Source organism: Mycobacterium sp. WMMD1722, from assembly GCF_049315205.1.
Lineage (GTDB): Bacteria > Actinomycetota > Actinomycetes > Mycobacteriales > Mycobacteriaceae > Mycobacterium.
Genome location: NZ_CP186056.1, coordinates 3,009,192 through 3,028,688, shown reverse-complemented (window position 1 = coordinate 3,028,688; position 19,497 = coordinate 3,009,192). Strand labels below are relative to the sequence as shown.

General features: G+C 68.7%; 20 protein-coding genes. 12 read left to right on the top strand and 8 right to left on the bottom strand.

Going from position 1 to position 19,497, the window contains the following annotated elements; translation table 11 throughout:
• The first annotated feature begins 33 nt into the window (after positions 1–33).
• Positions 34–849 carry an HAD-IIA family hydrolase gene (locus tag ACN27E_RS14565; protein WP_422742440.1) on the top strand — a complete coding sequence of 272 codons (816 nt, stop codon included), beginning with the start codon at positions 34–36 and terminating at the stop codon, positions 847–849.
• Between the two features lie 27 nt (positions 850–876).
• Here ACN27E_RS14565 and ACN27E_RS14560 read toward each other — a convergent pair whose 3' ends face one another.
• The 3 genes from ACN27E_RS14560 to ACN27E_RS14550 all read right to left on the bottom strand — a co-directional run bounded on the left by ACN27E_RS14560 (position 877) and on the right by ACN27E_RS14550 (position 4,054).
• Positions 877–2,565 (bottom strand): DEAD/DEAH box helicase, encoded by a 1,689-nt coding sequence (locus ACN27E_RS14560; protein ID WP_422742438.1) that lies wholly within the window; start codon positions 2,563–2,565, stop codon positions 877–879.
• Between the two features lie 85 nt (positions 2,566–2,650).
• Entirely contained in the window at positions 2,651–3,145 is a 495-nt protein-coding gene (locus ACN27E_RS14555; RefSeq protein ID WP_422742436.1) for a cupin domain-containing protein, read from the bottom strand.
• Positions 3,146–3,154: 9 nt separating this feature from the next.
• A complete protein-coding gene (locus ACN27E_RS14550) occupies positions 3,155–4,054 on the bottom strand; it encodes an SDR family NAD(P)-dependent oxidoreductase (protein ID WP_422742434.1) in 900 nt (299 codons plus the stop codon).
• A gap of 107 nt (positions 4,055–4,161) precedes the next feature.
• Here ACN27E_RS14550 and ACN27E_RS14545 point away from each other — a divergent pair, with 107 nt between their 5' ends.
• From ACN27E_RS14545 to ACN27E_RS14530, 4 genes are all read left to right on the top strand, one after another.
• Positions 4,162–4,731 carry a TetR/AcrR family transcriptional regulator gene (locus ACN27E_RS14545; protein ID WP_422742432.1) on the top strand — a complete coding sequence of 190 codons (570 nt, stop codon included), beginning with the start codon at positions 4,162–4,164 and terminating at the stop codon, positions 4,729–4,731.
• 182 nt (positions 4,732–4,913) lie between these two features.
• Positions 4,914–6,539 carry a chaperonin GroEL gene (groL, locus tag ACN27E_RS14540; protein ID WP_422742430.1) on the top strand — a complete coding sequence of 542 codons (1,626 nt, stop codon included), beginning with the start codon at positions 4,914–4,916 and terminating at the stop codon, positions 6,537–6,539.
• Between the two features lie 173 nt (positions 6,540–6,712).
• Complete coding sequence (locus ACN27E_RS14535; RefSeq protein WP_422742428.1) at positions 6,713–7,564, top strand: endonuclease domain-containing protein; 852 nt, start codon at positions 6,713–6,715, stop codon at positions 7,562–7,564.
• Between the two features lie 108 nt (positions 7,565–7,672).
• The gene (locus ACN27E_RS14530; protein ID WP_422742426.1) at positions 7,673–8,491 is read left to right on the top strand and encodes an SDR family NAD(P)-dependent oxidoreductase; all 819 of its coding nucleotides are present in this window, start codon (positions 7,673–7,675) and stop codon (positions 8,489–8,491) included.
• Here ACN27E_RS14530 and ACN27E_RS14525 read toward each other — a convergent pair.
• Positions 8,480–10,219: an N-acyl-D-amino-acid deacylase family protein gene (locus tag ACN27E_RS14525; RefSeq protein ID WP_422742424.1), complete on the bottom strand. Its 1,740-nt coding sequence runs from the start codon at positions 10,217–10,219 to the stop codon at positions 8,480–8,482. The genes ACN27E_RS14530 and ACN27E_RS14525 overlap by 12 nt on opposite strands.
• Positions 10,220–10,241: 22 nt before the next feature.
• Between ACN27E_RS14525 and ACN27E_RS14520 the strand changes: the two genes are divergently transcribed.
• Positions 10,242–10,631, top strand: coding sequence for a VOC family protein (locus ACN27E_RS14520; RefSeq protein WP_422742422.1), 390 nt, complete (start codon positions 10,242–10,244; stop codon positions 10,629–10,631).
• On the opposite strand, the gene ACN27E_RS14515 is transcribed toward ACN27E_RS14520, so the two are convergent.
• Positions 10,628–10,999 carry an ArsR/SmtB family transcription factor gene (locus tag ACN27E_RS14515; protein ID WP_422742420.1) on the bottom strand — a complete coding sequence of 124 codons (372 nt, stop codon included), beginning with the start codon at positions 10,997–10,999 and terminating at the stop codon, positions 10,628–10,630. The two genes, ACN27E_RS14520 and ACN27E_RS14515, sit on opposite strands and share 4 nt — an antisense overlap.
• A gap of 78 nt (positions 11,000–11,077) precedes the next feature.
• On the opposite strand from ACN27E_RS14515, the gene ACN27E_RS14510 reads away from it, so the two are divergent.
• Genes ACN27E_RS14510 through ACN27E_RS14490 form a run of 5 tightly spaced genes read left to right on the top strand, consistent with a single transcriptional unit; the run spans position 11,078 to position 15,481 of the window.
• On the top strand, positions 11,078–11,596 hold the full coding sequence (locus ACN27E_RS14510; RefSeq protein WP_422742418.1) for a mycothiol transferase: 519 nt from the start codon (positions 11,078–11,080) through the stop codon (positions 11,594–11,596).
• 50 nt (positions 11,597–11,646) lie between these two features.
• Complete coding sequence (locus ACN27E_RS14505) at positions 11,647–12,180, top strand: PA-phosphatase (RefSeq protein WP_422742416.1); 534 nt, start codon at positions 11,647–11,649, stop codon at positions 12,178–12,180.
• A complete protein-coding gene (locus ACN27E_RS14500) occupies positions 12,164–13,681 on the top strand; it encodes an aldehyde dehydrogenase family protein (RefSeq protein WP_422742414.1) in 1,518 nt (505 codons plus the stop codon). The genes ACN27E_RS14505 and ACN27E_RS14500 overlap by 17 nt, the downstream gene beginning before the upstream one ends.
• Before the next feature lie 60 nt (positions 13,682–13,741).
• Positions 13,742–14,599, top strand: a complete 858-nt coding sequence (gene ppk2, locus ACN27E_RS14495; RefSeq protein WP_422742412.1) for a polyphosphate kinase 2 — start codon at positions 13,742–13,744, stop codon at positions 14,597–14,599.
• A gap of 36 nt (positions 14,600–14,635) precedes the next feature.
• Positions 14,636–15,481 (top strand): hypothetical protein, encoded by an 846-nt coding sequence (locus tag ACN27E_RS14490; protein WP_422742410.1) that lies wholly within the window; start codon positions 14,636–14,638, stop codon positions 15,479–15,481.
• Here the strand turns inward: ACN27E_RS14490 and ACN27E_RS14485 are convergent, their stop codons facing one another.
• Both ACN27E_RS14485 and ACN27E_RS14480 read right to left on the bottom strand, forming a co-directional pair.
• Positions 15,482–16,378 carry a crotonase/enoyl-CoA hydratase family protein gene (locus ACN27E_RS14485; RefSeq protein WP_422742408.1) on the bottom strand — a complete coding sequence of 299 codons (897 nt, stop codon included), beginning with the start codon at positions 16,376–16,378 and terminating at the stop codon, positions 15,482–15,484.
• A 45-nt stretch (positions 16,379–16,423) separates the two neighbouring features.
• Entirely contained in the window at positions 16,424–17,278 is an 855-nt protein-coding gene (locus tag ACN27E_RS14480) for an SDR family NAD(P)-dependent oxidoreductase (protein ID WP_422742406.1), read from the bottom strand.
• A 90-nt stretch (positions 17,279–17,368) separates the two neighbouring features.
• Between ACN27E_RS14480 and ACN27E_RS14475 the strand changes: the two genes are divergently transcribed.
• On the top strand, positions 17,369–17,938 hold the full coding sequence (locus ACN27E_RS14475) for a TetR/AcrR family transcriptional regulator (RefSeq protein WP_422742404.1): 570 nt from the start codon (positions 17,369–17,371) through the stop codon (positions 17,936–17,938).
• Here ACN27E_RS14475 and ACN27E_RS14470 read toward each other — a convergent pair.
• On the bottom strand, positions 17,935–19,482 hold the full coding sequence (locus ACN27E_RS14470; RefSeq protein WP_422742402.1) for a DUF222 domain-containing protein: 1,548 nt from the start codon (positions 19,480–19,482) through the stop codon (positions 17,935–17,937). The two genes, ACN27E_RS14475 and ACN27E_RS14470, sit on opposite strands and share 4 nt — an antisense overlap.
• Between the last annotated feature and the right edge of the window lie 15 nt (positions 19,483–19,497).

Genomic DNA, 19,497 nt, shown 5'->3' with positions numbered 1-19,497 from the left:
TGCGCGGTGAAGCGGGCGGTTTACTGTCGGCGCATGGCTATCGGTGGGGTGCTCTTCGACATCGATGGTGTCCTCGTGACGTCCTGGCGTCCGATACCCGGTGCGGCGCAGACGCTCGACGTCCTGGCCGAGCGCCAGGTCGCCCGCTCGTATCTGACCAACACCACCACCAAGACCCGCACTCAGATCGCCGACCTGCTGACCGAGGCCGGGATGCGGGTGAGCGCCGACGAGGTGATCACCGCGGCGGTGCTGACCGCCGAATACGTGCGTGACCGTTATCCGGGCGCGCGCTGCTTCCTGGTCAACAGCGGCCGCATCGGTGCCGACATGGCCGGCGTCGACCTGGTGTACTCGGGCGAGTACGGCCCCGGCAACGAGCCCGAGAAGCCGGACGTGGTGCTGCTGGGGGGTGCCGGACCGGAGTACGACCATCTGACGCTCAGCTGGGTGTACGACTGGATGGCCCAGGGCGTCCCGGTGGTCGCGATGCACCGCAGCACCTCGTGGAAGACCGAGGACGGGCTGCGCATCGACACCGGCATGTATCTGATCGGGATGGAAGAGACCTCGGGGCGCAAAGCGACGGCCGTCGGCAAGCCCGCACCGGAGGGCTTCCTGGCCGCCGCCGGCCGGCTCGGCGTCGACGCCGACGAGATGTACATGGTCGGCGACGATCTGAACAACGACGTGCTCGCCGGGCAGGTGGTCGGTATGACCGGGGTGCTGGTGCGCACGGGCAAATTCCGCCAGGACACCCTCGACCGTTGGGCCGCCGACGAATTCGCGATGCAGCCCAACCATGTCATCGACTCGGTCGCCGATCTGCCGGAGCTGCTCGGGTTCTGACCCGGCTGACCGTACGACCCGCCGATCTCACGCCTTCAGCGAACGCACCGCCGCAATACGGGCCTGCAGCTGATCCGACGTCGCCGCGGCCACCGGCGGGCCGCCGCAGATCCGGCGCAGTTCGTTGTGGATCGCGCCGTGCGACTTGCCGGTGCGGTGATGGGCCAGCGAGACCAGCGTGTTGAGTTCGCGGCGCAGATCCCGCAGCTGACCGTACGGGGTGGCCGGCGGCGGCTCGCCGGAGGCGGTGCGTTTGGTGAGCTGCTCCTCCTGGCGGCGACGCAGCAGATCACGCATGGACGCCGCGTCGAGCAGGCCGGGGATGCCGAGATAGTCGGCTTCCTCGTCGCTGCCGGCCGGAGTGGCGGTCCCGAACGACGAGCCGTCGAAGATGACCTGGTCGAGCTCGGCATCGGCGCCCAGATAGGTCACCTTGTTCTCGTCCTCGCCCGGCTCGTCCCGCTGCTGTTTGGCCAGTTCGGCCTCGAGCGGGTCGTCGAGCGTCTCCCGGTGTGGTTTGCCCAGGATGTGGTTGCGCTGGGCCTCCATCTCGCTGGCCAGCATCAGCAGGTTCGGCACCGACGGCAGGAAGATGCTGGCCGACTCACCGGGGCGCCGGGAGCGGACGAACCGGCCGATCGCCTGGGCAAAGAACAACGGTGTCGAGGCACTGGTGGCGTAGACGCCCACCGCCAGCCGCGGCACGTCGACCCCTTCGGAGACCATGCGCACCGCGACCAGCCACCGCGACGTGCTCGCGGCGTACTGCGAGATGCGTTCGGAGGCGCCCTTGTCGTCGGAGAGCACCACCGTCGGGGTCTCGCCCGTGATCTTGACCAGCAGCTCGGCGTAGGCCCGGGCCGCGGTCTGGTCCGAGGCGATGATCATCCCGCCCGCGTCGGGGACGTGCTGGCGCAGGCCCTGCAGCCGCTTGTCCGCCGCGGCGATGACGGCGGGCATCCATTCGCCGCTCGGGTCGAGTGCGGTCTTCCACGCCCGCGCGGTCTGCTCCGCGGTCAGCGGTTCGCCGAGGCGGGCGGCGTGTTCCTCGCCGGCGCTGTCGCGCCAGCGCGCCTCCCCGGAGTAGGCCATGAACATCACCGGCCGGACCACGCCGTCGGCCAGGGCGTCGCTGTAGCCGTAGGTGTGGTCGGCCCGGGAGCGCGCGAGTCCGTCGGGTCCGGGTTCGTAGGTGACGAACGGGATGGCGCTGTCGTCGCTGCGGAACGGGGTTCCGGTCAGCGCCAGCCGTCGGGTCGCGTCGTCGAAGGCCTCCCGGATCGCGTCGCCCCAGCTCTTGGCGTCACCGCCGTGGTGGATCTCGTCGAACACCACGAGCGTCTTGCGGTTCTCGGTGCGCACCCGGTGCCGGCTCGGATGGCTGGCGACCTGGGCATAGGTCACCACCACCCCGTGGTACTCCGCGGACGTCTGCGAATTGGAGTTCGAGAACTTCGGGTCCAGCGCGATGCCGCTGCGGGCGGCGGCCTGGGCCCATTGGATCTTGAGGTGCTCGGTCGGCACCACGATCGTGACCGCCTCGACGGTGCCTTCGGCCAGCAACTCAGCCACGATGCGCAGCGCGAAGGTGGTCTTGCCCGCGCCGGGTGTGGCGACCGCCAGAAAATCGCGTGGCTTGGCGGTCAGGTACTTGACCAGAGCCCGTCGCTGCCAGCCCCGCAACGCCTGGGTGCTGGGCGCTGCGTCAGCCCGCACCCGATGACTCCTTTCGACCGGATTGCAGTCTAGGCAAGGCGGTTCGGCGCGCGCATCTTCCCCGGCGTGTCCGCAGGTCGCGTGTCTAGACGAAGAAGTTGTCGTTCTTGATGAACCACTCGCGCCGCTCGTCATCGGTCATCTCGCCGAGCTGGGCCAACCCCTCGAAATAGTGCTCACGCGGTGCGCCGGGAGCGAACAGCATGAGCAACGACGCCGGCTCATCGGACTCGTTGCGGAATCCGTGGATACCGCCGGGCGGAACATAGAGGAAGTCGTTCTGGTGTCCGTCGCCCCACCGCGTGCCGTCGTAGAGCGAGATGGTGCCCGACAGGACGAAGAACGCCTCGCTCATCGCGCGGTGGAAATGCGGGCCCGGGCCCCCGCCCCGGGGCGCGATCTGCACGCGGTAGAGGCCGTAGTCGCCGCCGGTCGCCTGTTGGTTCGCCAGGTAGTGGTACTGGACCAGGCCGAACGAGTCGTAGTCCGGGGCCTCGTCACCGCGTTTGAGCCAGGCGCTGACTTCGGGTTCGTCAGCGGTGTAGCGGGGCGGGGGATACGGCGGGACGACCAGCGACACGGCTTCACGCTAGACGGGGAATGCCACTCCGGTGAGCTGTTCGGAGACCGTCCACAGCCGGTGCTGGGCCTCGACGTCATGGGAGCGACGGCTGGACGCCACGACCATCGGATGGCCGCGCAGTTCGGCGGGGCCGCCGGGCCCGTAGTACTGCCCGCCGAGGACGGCCGGATCGGTCGCCGCACGCAGAGTGGGCAGTGCGCCCATCTCGGTACTCTGCTCGATCAGTCCGAATGCCGCCTGCACCGGGCCGGGGACGTGGCGCGACAGTTCCGAGCTGGAGCCGCCGGGGTGAGCGGCGACCGCGATCACGTCACGCCCGCGCAGCCGACGCTGCAGCTCGTAGGTGAACAGGAGATTCGCCAGCTTCGACTGTCCGTAGGCACGGAGCCGGTTGTAGCTGCGCTCGGATTGCAGATCGTCGAAGCGGATGCCGCCGCGAGCGAACCGGTGGCCCATGCTGCTCACCGTGACCACCCGCGAGCCCGGTGTGGCCAGCAGCCGGTCCAGCAGCCGGCCGGTCAGCGCGAAGTGACCGAGGTGGTTGGTGCCGAATTGCAGCTCGAAGCCGTCCTGGGTGGTCGCTTTCGGCGTCATCATCACCCCGGCGTTGTTGATCAGCAGGTCGATGCGGTCCTCGGCGCCCGTCAGGCTTTCGGCCGCCGATTCGATCGACCCCAGCGACGTCAGGTCGAGCTCCTGCACCGCGACGTCGGCGCCTGGATAGCGGCGGGCGATCAGGTCGGCTGCGGCTTTGCCCTTGTCGAGATTGCGCACCGCGAGCACGACCCGGGCGCCGTGGGCGACCAGTGCCCGCGCGGTCTCATAGCCCAGGCCGGTGTTCGCGCCGGTGATGACGGCGGTCCGGCCGGTCTGGTCGGGGATGTCTTCGGCGGTCCAGCGTGTCACGTGTAGGTCCTCTCGTAGAATGAAACGGAGTGAGCGCCCCGCTTTCGTCGACTATACGGAACGTGCGCTCCGCTTTGTCGAAGGCGCTGTCGGTGGGAGGTGGTGACGTGGCCCAGCCGGATCGGCCGCTGCGCGCGGATGCGGCGCGCAACCGTGCCCGGGTGCTCGAGGTCGCCTACGAACTGTTCGCCGAACAGGGCATCGCCGTCCCGATTGACGAGATCGCCCGTCGCGCCGGGGTGGGGCCGGGAACCGTCTACCGGCACTTCCCGACCAAGGAATCGCTGTTCGAGGCGGTGATCGAGGACCGGGTGCGCAGTGTCGTGGACAACGGGCGGGCGCTGCTGGCCGCGGACCCGGCCACCGCGCTGTTCGACTTCGTGCAGGAGACGGTGCGCACCGGTGCCGTCGACCATGGCATGGTCGAGGCCCTGAGCGGTTACGGCATCGACCTCGACTGCGCGGCTCCCGGCGCCGAGGCCGCCTTCCTCGGCGTGCTTGGTGACCTGCTGGCGGCGGGTCAGCGGGCGGGCACGGTCCGCGCCGACGTCGGCGTCGCCGAAGTCAAGGCCCTGCTGACGATGTGCAAGGCATCGCAGAGTCAGGGCGACGCCGTGGCCGACCGGCTCACCGCGGTGATCATGGACGGTTTGCGGGTCCTGCCGCATCACCCGTGATGCCTTGCACTCGCCCAGGTCGAGTGCTAGAAATGCAGTTGGCACTCGCGACCGGTGAGTGCTAGGTCGGGACGGTGAGACCGGGGCCGCAAGTTCTGCGAGCACAGCCTTGGTCGTCCGTCGCGGGCACTGGGCCCGGCCAACAAGAACGTGCATCCGCAATCCGGAGGAATCACTTCGCAATGGCCAAGACAATTGCGTATGACGAAGAGGCCCGTCGCGGCCTCGAGCGGGGCCTCAACAGCCTCGCCGACGCGGTAAAGGTGACGCTGGGCCCCAAGGGTCGCAACGTCGTCCTGGAGAAGAAGTGGGGCGCCCCCACGATCACCAACGATGGCGTGTCCATCGCCAAGGAGATCGAGCTGGAGGACCCGTACGAGAAGATCGGCGCTGAGCTGGTCAAAGAGGTCGCCAAGAAGACCGACGACGTCGCCGGCGACGGCACCACCACCGCCACCGTGCTCGCCCAGGCGCTGGTCCGTGAGGGCCTGCGCAACGTGGCCGCAGGCGCCAACCCGCTCGGCCTGAAGCGCGGCATCGAGAAGGCCGTCGAGAAGGTCACCGAGACCCTGCTCAAGTCCGCCAAGGAGGTGGAGACCAAGGAGCAGATCGCTGCCACCGCCGGTATCTCCGCCGGCGACCAGTCCATCGGCGACCTGATCGCCGAGGCCATGGACAAGGTCGGCAACGAGGGCGTCATCACCGTCGAGGAGTCCAACACCTTCGGCCTGCAGCTCGAGCTCACCGAGGGCATGCGCTTCGACAAGGGCTACATCTCGGGCTACTTCGTCACCGACGCCGAGCGTCAGGAAGCGGTCCTCGAGGACCCCTACATCCTGCTGGTCAGCTCCAAGGTCTCGACCGTCAAGGATCTGCTGCCGCTGCTGGAGAAGGTCATCCAGGCCGGTAAGCCGCTGCTGATCATCGCCGAGGACGTCGAGGGTGAGGCCCTGTCGACCCTGGTCGTCAACAAGATCCGCGGCACCTTCAAGTCCGTCGCCGTCAAGGCCCCGGGCTTCGGTGACCGTCGCAAGGCGATGCTGCAGGACATGGCGATCCTCACCGGTGGCCAGGTCGTCAGCGAAGAGGTCGGTCTGTCGCTCGAGACCGCCGACATCTCGCTGCTGGGCCAGGCCCGCAAGGTCGTGGTGACCAAGGACGAGACCACCATCGTCGAGGGCGCCGGCGACACCGACGCCATCGCCGGCCGCGTGGCTCAGATCCGTGCCGAGATCGAGAACAGCGACTCCGATTACGACCGCGAGAAGCTGCAGGAGCGCCTGGCCAAGCTGGCCGGCGGTGTTGCGGTGATCAAGGCCGGTGCCGCCACCGAGGTGGAGCTCAAGGAGCGCAAGCACCGCATCGAGGACGCGGTCCGCAACGCCAAGGCCGCCGTCGAGGAGGGCATCGTCGCCGGTGGTGGCGTGGCCCTGCTGCAGGCGGCTCCGTCGCTCGAGGAGCTGAAGCTCACCGGTGACGAGGCGACCGGCGCGAACATCGTCCGCGTGGCGCTGTCGGCCCCGCTGAAGCAGATCGCGTTCAACGGTGGGCTCGAGCCCGGCGTCGTCGCGGAGAAGGTCACCAACTCGCCCGCCGGCACCGGCCTGAACGCCGCCACCGGTGAGTACGAGGACCTGCTCAAGGCCGGCGTCGCCGACCCGGTCAAGGTCACCCGCTCGGCGCTGCAGAACGCGGCGTCCATCGCGGCGCTGTTCCTCACCACCGAGGCCGTCGTCGCCGACAAGCCGGAGAAGGCCGCCGCACCCGCCGGCGACCCGACCGGTGGCATGGGCGGTATGGACTTCTAAGTCCCACTCACGAAGAAGCCCCTGGTTGCGCTCCGCGCGCCAGGGGCTTTTTCGTTTGCGTTCGCCGACTGTGGACCGTGCGGACGTCCACAACGGCGAATCGGTCCACAGGCCGCACACTCGGCGCCGGAGGCTGATGCGCCGGTGTCCGTGGCCGCGTCCACCGTCCGGGTATGGAACTCATCCGCGGTAGCGAGGCCCTGGCCCGCAGGCAGCTGACCCGCAACGATCTGCGCCGCCGGTATCGGCGGCTGCTCCCGGACGTCTACCTACGCGCCGACGTACCGTTGACGGCGCTGACTCGGGCCAGAGCCGCAGCGCTGTGGGCGGGGCCGGACGCGGTGCTGGTCGGACTGTCGGCGGCGGCGGTGCTCGGCACGCGGTGGCTGGACGACGACGCGCCCGCCGAAGTGATCCGCGCCGACCGGCACAGTCCGAAAGGTGTTGTGGTCCGCGCGTATTCGCTTGCCCCGGAGCACATCTGCGTGCGACGCGGTGTGCGGCTGACGACAGCTGCGCGGACCGCATTCGACATCGGCCGGACGCGGCCGCCGCCGAAAGCCGTGCCCATCCTCGACGCGCTGCTGAACGCCACCGGTTCCACTCCGATCGACGTGGGCAGGATCGCCGAGGCGGGCCCGGGTCTGCGCGGTGTGCGGCAGGTCAAGGCGGTGCTGAAGCTCGTCGACGGTGGAGCCGAGTCGCCGCAGGAGAGTCGGCTGCGTATGCGACTGGTGGCGGCCGGACTGCCGAAACCGCAGACTCAGATCGAGTTCTTCGACGACTACGGCGAGGCCTTCATCCGCGTGGACATGGGGTGGCGGGAGTGGAAAGTGGCCGTGGAGTATGACGGCGTCCAGCACTGGACCGACAGCCGACAGCGTGCGTGGGACATCGAGCGGATCGCGCTTCTGGAGGCGATGGGCTGGAGCGTGATCCGCGTCAGCGCGCCGATGTTGCGGCGGCCCGACGCGGTGATCGATCGCGTGCGGACGAAGCTTCGACAGGCCGGTTGTCCGATCTGACGGCGACTGTGCGCCGCAGGGACGTCTACAGCGGCGGATCGATACACAGAGCGCACACTCGACGCCCCCGCGGGAACATCAACGGCGTCGCGCGTGGTTCGGTATGACATGCCGCTTCCCACCCCGACACCGACCACCACCGCACTCGTCACCGGAGCCTCGTCCGGCATCGGCGCCGACCTCGCCCGCGAACTGGCCGCCCGCGGTCACGGCGTCACGCTGGTCGCCCGCCGCGAAGACCGGCTCCGCGAACTCGCCGACGAGCTCTCCAAGACTGTTCGCGTCGAGGTCATCGCTTGCGACGTCGCCGACCCCGTCGCGCGCGCCGACCTGTTCGACGAGGTAGAACGACGGGGCCTGACCGTCGACATCCTGGTCAACAACGCCGGGCTCGGCACCATCGGCGCGGTCGCCGAGTCCACACCCGACGCCGAGATCGCCCAGGTCCGCGTCAACGTCGAGGCGGTGATCGATCTGACCACCCGCGCGGTTCAGCAGATGGTGCCGCGCCGACGCGGCGCGATCCTCAACGTCGGCTCCACCGCGGCTTTCCAGCCGTTTCCCGGCCAGGCGGGCTACGCGGCGACCAAAGCTTTCGTCCGCTCGTACACCGACGGGCTGCGCGGTGAGCTCGCCGGCACCGGCGTGACGGTGACGGCGCTGCATCCCGGGCCGGTCCGCACGGAGTTCCTCCAGACCGCGGGGATGGACGAACGCACCTTTGCCGAGGCGTTTCCGAAGTTCATGTGGGTACCGTCTCGCACGGTCGCGAAGGCCGGGATCGACGGACTGGCCGACGGTCGCGGCGAAGTGATCCCGGGACTGCCCAATCAGATCAGTACGCGGATCTTCGAGTACCTGCCCCGCCGGGTGTTGCTGCCGCTGCTCAAGAGCCAGCATCCGGCCCTGAAGAAGTCAGCGGGCTGACGGCTCCGGCTGCCGTCCGCGCACCAGCCGCCCCGGCCGCGCCCGGGTGGGAACGCCGTTCTCGGCGATGATCTCGCCCGACACCACCGTGGCGACGTAACCGTCGGCGGTCTGGTCGAGCCGTCGTCCGCCCGCCGGCAGATCGTGGGCGACGACAGGTTTGTGCAGTTTGAGTGCGGCGTGGTCGATGACGTTGAGATCGGCCTTGTAGCCGACGGCGATGCGCCCCCGATCGGCGAGCCCGGCGACGCGCGCGGGCACCGAGGTGAGTGCTCGCACCGCGGCGGCGACCGACAGCCGGCCCGCGGCCCGGTCGCGCGCCCAGTGCGTGAGCAGGAAGGTGGGATAGCTTGCGTCGCAGATCATCCCGTAGTGCGCGCCGCCGTCGCCCACGCCGAGCACCACGTCGTCGCGGCGCATCAGCGCACCGACGGTGTCCAGCGAGTTGTTCTCGTAGTTGCCCAGCGCGACCAGCAGCATGGCATGCCCGTCGTCGTCGAGCAGCCGATCGTAGGCCTCCTCAGCGGGTGTGACGCCGCGGGCCTGGGCGCGCGCCGCGATCGACGACGACGCGTCCGGTTCGTAGTCGGGATCCGCTCCGAGCGGATAGATCCAGTTCCACGCCTGCACCATGAACATCAACGGATGTCCCGCCGCCGACGGCTGATCGTTCAGGATCCGTTCGCGCACCTCGGGTTCACGCATCTGCGCGACGCGTTCGGGGATCGGCAGATCGGCGATCTGCTGGTAGCTGGGATACATGATGAACGGATTTCCGCTCAGTTCCAGCCCGATCACCATGCCGATCGGGCGGGGAAACATCTGCGCGGTGACGCGGGGGTCACCCGGCGCGGCGCCGGAATTGAACTTCTCCACCAGGTTCATCGCCTGCGGCCACATCGGATCGCCGGTGTTGCCGGTCAGCAGCGAGAACGTCACCGGCAGACCCACATCGGCGGCAACCTCGAACACTTGCTGCAGCACGGTCTCGTAGCCGCCCGCCGGGATGTCGGGCACGAACTGGATGAGCCCGCCGCCGCCTTCGGCCACCCCGGCGGCGATGGCGGCGATCTCGGCCTGGGCGGCGTCGTAGGTCGGGATCGGTGCCCCGCTCGAGGTCTTGTGCAACGCGAATCGCGACGACGCGAACCCCAGCGCGCCGGCCTCGATCGCTTCCCTGGTCAGCGCCTGCATCCGGGTCAGGTCGTCGGCGTCGGCCGGTTCGCGGTCGGCGCCGCGCTGCCCCATCACGTACACCCGCAGCGGCGAATGCGGCAGATAGGCGGCCACATCGATGTCCCTGCGTCGCGCTTCCACCGCGTCGAGATACTCCGGGAACGTCTCCCAGTCCCACGGCAGCCCGTCGACCATCACCACACCCGGAATGTCCTCGACGCCGGCCATCACGTCGACCAGCACATCGTGGTCCGCGCGCCGGCACGGCGCGAATCCGACCCCGCAGTTGCCCATCACCGCCGTGGTCACCCCGTGCGCCGAGGACGGGGTCATCCGCTCGGACCAGATCGCCTGTCCGTCGTAGTGGGTGTGCAGATCGACGAATCCGGGGGTGACCAGCAGGCCGGCGGCATCGAGTTCTCGGACGCCGGTCCCGGCGACGGTGCCGACCGCGGCGATGACGCCGTCTCGCACCGCGACGTCGCCGGTGAACGGCTCACCCCCCAGCCCGTCGACGATGGTGCCGTGACGAATCACCAGATCGAAGGTCATAGGTCGAATCTACGATGGGCCGGTGATCGATCACTTCGGAATCAACTGCGCCGACCTCGCCGCGTCGAAGGAGTTCTACGACAAGGTGCTCGGCGTGCTGGGTTTCTCGCGGCAGATGGACGTCGGGATGGCCGTCGGTTACGGCTCCGAGGGACACCCGTCCTTCTGGATCGGCGATGCGGCCGCCGGTCACGTCGCGGGTCCCAATCGGGAGAACCACATCGCGTTCAGCGCCAAGGACCCCGAGAGCGTGCAGGCGTTCTTTCGTACCGCACTGGCACTCGGAGCTGAGCCACTGCACGAGCCTCGGCTCTGGCCGGAGTACCACGAGAACTACTACGGCGCGTTCGTCCGTGATCCCGACGGCAACAACGTCGAGGCCGTCTTCCACGGTGGCGGGCCCAGCAGCTAACGCAACGCTCGCTCGTAGTCGTCGCGCAGCTCCGCCCAGCCGCGCGCGACGGCCTGCTCGCCGAGCGCTCGCCCCGGCCGCTCACCGGCCAGGGTGCGGTCGAGGCTGCGCGCCCACCTCCGGTGATAGGGCGTCACCCAGGCGAGCACGGCCGGTAGCGGGTCCTCGGCGAGGTGGTAGATCCGCCGTTTGCCCTCGACCTGCACGGCCACCGCACCCGCGTCGCGCAGGACGCCGAGGTGCTTGGACACCAACGGTTGCGAGATGTCCAGTTGCGCAACCAGATTCGATACGTCGGCGGGACCCTCCCGCAACGCGTCGAGGATGCGCCGCCGGTTCGGATCGGCGATCACCGCGAACGCATCCACGACAATCATATAACCATACAGTCATATGAAGTGCAAGGCATATGAATGACGGCCGCACCGCGCGGGTACGTTGCGCCTATGGCTGACTCGGATGCGGCTGCGGCCCGCGAACTCCTGCGTGACTCCTTCACCCGGCTCATCGAGCACGTCGACCGGCTCACCGACGATCTGACCGACGAGGTGGCGCTGTTCCGTCCCATCCCCACCGCCAACAGCATCGCCTGGCTGCTCTGGCACAGCGCGCGGGTGCAGGACGCCCAGCTGTGCGACATCGCCGGGGTCGAGCAGGTGTGGATCCGCGACGGCTGGGTCGAGCGTTTCGGCCTCGACCTGCCGGCCGACGACACCGGATACGGCCACAGCGCCGAGGACGTCGGCAAGGTGCAGGTGTCGGCCGATCTGCTCGCCGGCTACTACCACGCCGTCCACAAGGTCACCCTGGAATACGTCGCGTCGGTCACCGCCGCCGATCTGGACCAGGTGATCGACGAGAACTGGGATCCGCCCGTGACCGCGAGCGCCCGGCTGGTGAGCATCATCGACGACTGCGCCCAGCACCTCGGCCAGGCGGCCTATGCGCGGGGCATCGCCCGCTGAATCGGTCCGCGGCGCTGCGGTGGTGGCCCGCGATCGGCGCGACCGCGACCGTGCTGCTGGGCTGGCTCGTCGGCGGGGGCTCGAACCGGCTGGATGACCGGCTGTTGCGCATCGACGGTCCGGACTGGCTGCTGTGGGTGGTCGACGAACGGTTCCTCATCGCGCTGCTAGCCGGGGCCTGCGGTGTGGCGCTGGGGCGCCGGCGGTACCCACTGGCCGTGGCCGTCGCGATCTGCCCGCTGGTCGCGATCGCTGCCGCGCAGGGACTCAAGCGCGCGTTCGGCCGGGAACTCGACGGGGCACTGGCCTACCCGAGCGGACACGTCACGGCCCTGGTCGTCGCGGTCGGGATGGTGGCGCTGGTCGCGGCACGGCGCTGGGCGGTGGTCGCCGCGGTGGCGCTGATCGCGGCGGGGATGTACGCGGTCGGCACGACGTACCACTACTTCACCGACACCGTCGGTGGGCTGCTCCTGGGCAGCTCCGTGGTGGCGCTGGCCGCGGTGCTTCTTGACAGGTGTCAACCCCGGTGCGACCTACGTCACAAGCGGCGGTTAACATGGGGTCATGACCGCGACGCCTGACGTTGATGCGCCCGACACGAGCACCATTCACAACCCCGCCACCGGGGCGGTTGCCGGCACCGTGCGCTGGACCGCCGCCGCCGATGTGCCCCGGATCGCCACCGGTCTGCGCGCCGCGCAGCGCGAATGGGAGGCCCGCGGCGCGGCCGGTCGCGCCAAGGTGTTGGCCCGCTACGCGCTCTGGCTGGGTGAGCACCGCGCCGAAATCGAGGAACTCCTGATCAAGGAGACCGGCAAGTCCGCCGTCGACGCGGCGCAGGAGGTGCCTCTGATCCTGATGATCACCTCGTACTACGTGCGCACCATGGAGAAGGCGCTGGCCCCGGACACCCGGCCGGCCTCGCTGCCCTTCCTGTCGATCAAGAAGATCGCCGTCCACTACCGGCCGCGTCCGGTCGTCGGCATCATCGCGCCCTGGAACTATCCGGTGGCCAACGCCTTGATGGACGCCATCAGTGCACTCGCCGCCGGCTGCGCGGTGCTGCTCAAGCCGTCCGAACGCACCCCGCTGACCGCTGAACTCCTGCTGCGCGGTTGGCAGGAGTCCGGCGCCCCCGACGTGCTCGCCCTCGTCCAGGGCGCGCGCGAGGTGTCCGAGGCGGTCATCGACAACTCCGATTTCATCCAGTTCACCGGATCGTCGGCCACCGGGGTCAAGGTCATGGAGCGCGCCGCGCGCCGGCTCACCCCGGTCAGCCTCGAACTCGGCGGTAAGGACCCGATGATCGTGCTGGAGGACGCCGACATCGATCTGGCCGCCAACGCCGCGGTGTGGGGCGCGATGTTCAACGCCGGGCAGACCTGTGTCTCCGTCGAGCGGGTGTACGTGCTCGAGGCGGTCTACGACCAGTTCGTCGACGCGGTCGTGCGCGCCGTGCGCAATCTGAAGATGGGCGCGGGTGAGGGCAACCACTTCGGCGCCCTGATCGACGACAGCCAGGTCGCGGTCACCGAACGTCACGTCGACGACGCCGTCGCCAAGGGCGCCAAGGCGCTGACCGGCGGCAAGCGCGGTTCGGGCCCGGGCAGCTTCTACGAGCCCACCGTGCTGGTCGACGTCGACCACACGATGTCCTGTATGACCGAGGAGACCTTCGGCCCCACCTTGCCGATCATGAAGGTGAAGTCGGTCGCCGAAGCGATCCGGCTGGCCAACGACAGCCCCTACGGCCTGTCCGCGGCAGTGTTCTCCAAGGATCTCGATCGCGCCAAAGACGTTGCCCTGCAGCTTGATTGCGGTGGCGTGAACATCAACGACGTGATCTCGAACCTGATGTGCACCACCGCGCCGATGGGCGGTTGGAAGACCTCGGGCATCGGTGCCCGGTTCGGCGGCCCCGAAGGGCTGCGCAAGTACTGCCGCATCGAGACGGTGGTCGCACCGCGCACCAACGTCGGGGCGGGCGGCAACTACTACAACAACTCCGACAAGGCGCTCAAGCGGATGAACACCATGATGACCAAGCTGGCGCTGCTGCGCCCGCGCCGCATGTCCAAGTAGCCCACCAGCCGTTCACCTTCGCGTCACCGCGACGTACCGGACGGCCGATATCTTCAGGCGGTGACTCTGGCGATCGACGGATACACCGTTCGCGATGACGATGACGACGATCCGGTGCTGTTGCTGCAGCCCGGGGACCGCGTCGTGGACACCTGGCGGGAGAACTATCCGTACGACGCGCGGATGAAGCGCGAAGAATACGAGCAGCAGAAGCGGCTCCTGCAGATCGAACTGCTGAAACTGCAGAAGTGGACCCAGGCCAACGGTCACCGGCACGTCATCGTCTTCGAGGGGCGTGACGCGGCCGGCAAGGGCGGGACGATCAAGCGGTTCATGGAGCACCTGAACCCACGCGGAGCCCGTGTGGTGGCCCTGGAGAAGCCCACCGATCGAGAGCGCACGCAGTGGTACTTCCAGCGCTACGTCTCGCATCTGCCGGCCGCCGGCGAGATGGTGCTGTTCGACCGCTCCTGGTACAACCGCGCCGGCGTGGAGCGGGTTATGGGTTTCAGCACGCAGCGCCAGTACGCCCTGTTCATCCGGCAGGTGCCGCTCTTCGAGCAGATGCTGGTCAACGACGGGATCAGTCTGACCAAGTTCTGGTTCTCGGTATCGCAGTCCGAGCAGCGCACCCGGTTCACCATCCGGCAGGTCGACCCGGTCCGCCAATGGAAACTCTCGCCGACCGACCTGGCCTCGCTGGACAAATGGGATGCCTACACGCAGGCCAAAGAGGACATGTTCGAGCTGACCGACACGGAGATCGCGCCCTGGATCGTGGTCAAGAGCAACGACAAGAAGCGCGCCCGGCTCAACGCGATGCGCCACGTGCTCGGTAAGTTCGACTACGACAACAAGGACCATGAGGTGGTCGGCCACGCCGACCCGCTCATCGTGGGACGCGCCCTGACCGACTGACGCCCAGCTGTCCTTCGACCGACAGGAGGACGGCGTTTGCGCTTCGTGTTGACAGCGCTGCTGTGGCTGCTGACCACGCTGTTGCTCGCCGTCGCCGTCCCCGCGGTGTGGGCGCAGCGGCACATCGTCTCCGAGCAGGGCTATGCCGATCTGGCCGCATCGGCGGCTGCGGATCCGCTGCTGCAACAGGCGATGGCCGACGAACTCACCACCGAGTTCACCGAGTTCGCCGCCGGTCGCGGCTACGACCTGAACCCGGAGTTGGTCCACGACGTCGCTGCCGGTTACACCGGTAACTCCGGGTTCCCGGGGCAGTTCGCGCAAGCCAACCGCATTGCGCATCGATGGGTGTTCGACGGTGTGCCCCAGGGCGGATCGCCGGACCAGTGGCTGATCGACATCGCGCCGATGCTGTCGGACCCCTCGTTCAAGGCGACGCTCGGTGACCTGGACCTCGACGTCCCCGAGACGCTGACGGTTCCGGTCACCGCGTCGTCCGCGGACCTTCGGCCCGGCCGCCTGCACGCCGTCGCGACGTGGGGACCGTGGCTGAGCGCCGGGGCTGCCGTACTGGCCGCGACCTTCGCCCTGCTGACGCTCGCCGCCGCGCGTCGGCGCGGTAAGGGTCTGGCGGCGTTGGGCGTCTCGGCGCTGCTGGTCGGCGCGGCGGGCTGGGCCGGACTGGAGGTCGCCGGCCGCTACATCGACGCCGCACTGGACAACGCGCAAGGCAACATTCGGGTGGTGGCCGATCTGATGGTCGGCCACGCCGAGCAGAGCCTGCACCACTGGCTGAACCTCACACTCATCGCGGGCGTCGCCCTGGTCGCGGTCGGCGCGGTGGTGTCGATGGTGGGCGGGCTGCGGCGACCACCGCAGTGATCAGGGTTCGATGATGTGCGACGGGTCGGGCCGCCGGTGCGGGGGAGCCTGGCTGTAATCGCCCCACGGGCCGTCGCGCCGTTGCACCGCCGCGCGCACGCCCTGAGCTGCCGCGGTGTCGATGAACTCGAGCGCCTCGGGCGTATTGCGCATCAGACCGTCGAGGATGCCGCCGAGGGTCTGGGTGGACGCCAGGCCCATGTTCTCGTAGGCCTGGTTGACGATCAGCTTTTGAGCCTGTAACTGCGACAGGGGGATTCGGCTCAACCGGGCAGCCACCTCTGACACCCGGGCTTCGAGCCGCTCGAAAGGCACCGACTCGTTGATCAGTTCGACGGCGGCCGCCTCGACGCCGGTCAGGGGCTCGCCGGTCAAGGCGTGCCATTTCGCCTTGGCCAGGCTGAGCCGGTAGAGCCACATGCCGGTCAGGTACGCCCCCCACATCCGTGCGTACGGGGTGCCGATGACGGCGTCGTCGCTGGCGATCACGATGTCCGCGCACAACGCGTAATCGCTGGCGCCCCCGACACACCAGCCGTGGACCTGGGCGATCACCGGCTTGCTCGACCGCCAGATCGCCATGAACTTCCCCGTCGGCGCGGTGGCGCCGCCGGTGACGAAGGCGAAGTCTTTACCCGGATCCCAACGGTCACCGGTGTTCATCGACTCGCCCCAGTGCTCGAAGCCGCCGCCGAAATCGTATCCGCCGGAGAACGCGCGGCCGGCGCCCCGCAGGACGATCACCTTGATCTGTGGATCGCGTTCGGCCAGGCCGATCGCCGACTCGATCTCGTCGGGCATCGGCGGGACGATGGTGTTGAGGTGGTCGGGGCGGTTGAGCGTCACCGTGGCCACCGGTGGATCGGTGCGGTAGAGCAGTGTCTCGAACTCGGGCATCCGTGCAGTGTGGCAGGGCTCGGGCAGATCTGGGTGCGGTCGAGGTCACCGCACCAGAGCAGCGCCGCCATCGAGTCGGATCTGCTGGCCGGTCATGAAGCGCGACTCGTCGGTGAGGAGATACACCGCGGCGTAGGCGCTCTCCCACACCGTGCCGCGACCCATCTTGAGTTTGACGACCTCATTGTGGCGCGTGGTCGCCTCCTCGGCGTCCACGCCGAACAGTGACTGTGAATCACGTTGAGCGAGAACGGAGTCGATGGGCCCCAGCATGAGCGTGTTGACGCGGATCCCCGCCTCGGCGTACTGCACAGCGGTGAGTTCGGTGATCTGGTTCAACCCGCACTTGCCCAGCGCATAGGGCATGATGCCGATGTTCAACCCGATCTCGTTCTTCACGCTGGCGATCGACGAGATGTTGACGATGCTGCCCGTGGTGTCACCCTCGTTGCGTTCCATGCACTGCGCGGCGAACAGATTGCAGTAGTAGCACCCGAGCATGTTGACGTGGATGCCCATGTCGAAGTTCTCGGTTGTCATCGAGTTCGTCTCGAAGTCGAACGGCGGATTGGTCGCCGCGCTGTAGACCATGCCGTCGACGCGTCCGCTGGTGGTCGTCGCGGTGTCGAAGATGCGCTGGCAGTCGTCCTTTCGGGTGACGTCGGCCTCGACGACGTAGGCGCTGCCGCCTTCGGCGAGGATCATGTCGACCGTCTCGCGCGCCGCGGCGGGGTTCACATCGGCTGCCACCACCGTCGCGCCGTGGCGTGCGGCCAGGATCGAGGTCGCCCGCCCGTTGCCCATGCCAGGTCCGGCGCTCTGGCCGGCTCCCACCACGACGACTACCTTGCTGGTCAGGTCGAACGCCGTGCGGTCTCTGCGGTCGAAATCAGTGGACATGGTTCTCCTGGGTGACGACGGCGGGCCGACGGCCAACCTGACCAAACGTACAGCAAGCTCCTATACGAGTGGTCAGGTAAAGTGCGCGACGTGAGCGGCCAAACACCGGGCGGGCCGACCCGGCTGCGGCTCATGGAGGTAGCGATCGAGCTGTTCCAGCGACACAGCGTGGCCGGTACGTCGCTGCAGATGATCTCCGACGAGCTCGGCCTGACGAAGTCAGCGATCTACCACCACTTCCGCACCCGCGACGAGCTGCTGAGCGCGGTGATGGAGCCATTGATCGCCGAGGTGAGCGCACTTCTGGACGCCGCCGAGTCCCGGTCCGGACCGCGCGCCCGCGCCGAACGCCTGCTGGCCGGCTATGCGGCATTGGCCGCGTCGCGCCGCGAACTAATCCCGCTCCTCACCGGAGACCCCGGCGTTGCCGCGCTGCTCCGTGACCGCGAAGACTGGGCGGCGGTGGTGGCGCGTCAGATGGCCGTGTTCGCCGCCGTCGAACCGGGGCTCGGTGGACAGGTGAAGGCGGCACTGGTGATGTCCGGAATCGCCTCGGCGGCAGGCGTCGATTACGGAGATGTCGACGAGCATCAACTGCGCGACGCACTGATCGCAGCCGGCCGGCGCACGCTCGGACTGCGGGCGCCCCACGCTAGCTAGAGCGCGCGTGGCGTGCGCGCGGTGGCGTTTTGAGCGCGTTCGGCTGTGATGCGTGCGGTGTGCTCGGCGGCGCGGGTGCGTCGTCGTTTGGGCATTTTGGCGGTGCGGTCGGGTTCTGGTGGTGGCTTGGTCAGGGGTGGGAGTTCGGTGGTGGTGGTGTTCCAGGCGGGGAAGAAGAGTCGGCTGCCGGGCACGGTGGTGTAGCGCTGGCCGGTGGGGCTGGTCCACAGGACGGTGCCGTCGGGCAGTTGTTCGTCGCGCCAGCCGTCGATGAAGGTTTTGGCCAGGTGGTGGGTGCGGCATTTGCAGTGCAGGTTCGAGGCGTGGGTGGGTCCGTAAGGCCAGGGCGCGACGTGGTCGATGTCGCAGCGTTCGGCCGGGACGGTGCAGCCGGGGAAGCGGCAGAACAGGTCGCGGGTGCGGACGAACGCGGCGAGTGCGGCTGAGGGGCGGTAGTGCGGTTCGGGGTCGGGTCCGGGCTGCCGGAGCGTGGTGAGGGTGGCGCCGTTGCGGATCGCGTCGGCCAGCGCCACCACGGGCAGGACCGTCGCCCCGGGCAGCAGCGCCAGCCCGGAATCGTGCGGGCAGGGGCGGGGATCAGACGGCACGGGTTCGGGCACGCGTTCGGGTTCGGCTTCGGGACCGGGTTCGGGTTCGGGTTGCGCCGGCGCGCCGTCCTCGGCAAGCGCACCGAACACAGCCCGCTGGCCGCGGTCCTCTGCGGCGTTCAGGTGGTGCGCGGCGTCGACCGCGGCGGGGTCGGCGACCACGGTGATCACCACACTCGAGGAAGGTGCATCCAGCGCCGCGCATTCGGGTGATCCGCAGCGGCACGGCATACGGTCGAGACCCTGGATGATGGCGCCCACCGCGCACGAACGCCGCTCGCCGATCGAGCGTGGATCGTTGTCACAGATCCCGTGGAGCAGCTGGGTGATCCGCGCGGTCAGTACCGCGGCGTCACATCCGAGCAGCAGGCAGTACACCGACACCAGCTCGTCAGGATCATCGCAGGAGCCGATCCGGACATCGCGCTGGCGCAGCGTCTCCTGGGCCCGGATCACCGCATCCGGGTCATGGCGGGCGATCAACGCGTCGATGGCGCGGATCAACGCGGCATCGGACAACGACTCCCAGCGCAGCGCCGCCTCCGCCAGCGCGGCATCCAGGAGCGCCCACACCGCCTCATCCTCGACCAGGCGGGTGCGCCAGGTGATCTGCGAGACCACCCGGCCACTGAGCCGGCCCAGCAGATACAGCGCCCCCACCCGGGGCAGCCGGTCGCGTAACGCCATCGCGATCCGCATCTGCCCTGAGGCCCGCCGCTGCCCGACCCGCAACGCCGCTCCCACCTCCGAGGCGGTCGCCGCCCAGGAGTCATACACCCAGTCATCGCACTCGTCGTCGACCATCACCGTCGACTGCGTCAACTGCGCGATCGCGGCCAACTTCCGCGCCCCGGCCCGGGCTTCCTCCCGCGCGGCCTGCCCGATCGCCGCGATCAGCGTGGCCTCGTCCTGCCCCGCAAACACCGTATCGAACATACATTCGATAGTACC